The organism is Pseudomonas sp. EL_65y_Pfl1_R83 (assembly GCF_963970695.1).
Taxonomy (GTDB): Bacteria; Pseudomonadota; Gammaproteobacteria; order Pseudomonadales; family Pseudomonadaceae; genus Aquipseudomonas; species Aquipseudomonas tritici.
The window spans coordinates 1-494 of record NZ_CAXAQI010000299.1; the positions used below are offsets into that span (position 1 = coordinate 1).

1 protein-coding gene is annotated in these 494 nt (G+C 68.6%); it reads left to right on the plus strand.

Annotation, left to right across the window (positions count from 1 at the left end; all coding sequences use genetic code 11):
* The coding region (locus tag AACY08_RS28975) for a phosphoenolpyruvate carboxylase (RefSeq protein ID WP_339472513.1) at positions 1 to 494 on the plus strand (494 nt) is incomplete at both ends.

Here is a 494-nt window from a genome sequence, read left to right on the forward strand (position 1 = left end):
TCGTGCGCGGCTTCATGCTGTTCTCGATGCTCGCCAATCTCGCCGAGGATCGCCAGGGCGTCGCCGCCGAACGCGGAGCCGATCTTGCCGCAGCACTCGACCGGTTGGCGGGCGAGGGCATCGACAAGGCACAGGTGATGCACCTGCTCGATCACGCGCTGATCGCCCCCGTGCTGACCGCGCACCCGACCGAAGTGCGCCGCAAATCGATGATCGACCACCGCAACCGCATCGCCGCGCTGATGCTGCTGCGCGACGGCGGCGCCACGGAAACCCCCGATGGCGACGATGTCGAAGAAGCGATCCTGCGCCAGATCGCCTTGCTGTGGCAGACGCGCGTGCTGCGCCGCGAGCGGCTGTACGTCACCGACGAAGTCGAAACCGCGCTCAGCTATTTGCGCGAGGTGTTCCTGCCCGCCCTCCCCGCGCTCTACCAGCGCTGGGACCGCGCGCTTGGCGAACGCGTGCCAAGCTTCGTGCGGCCGGGCAGCTGG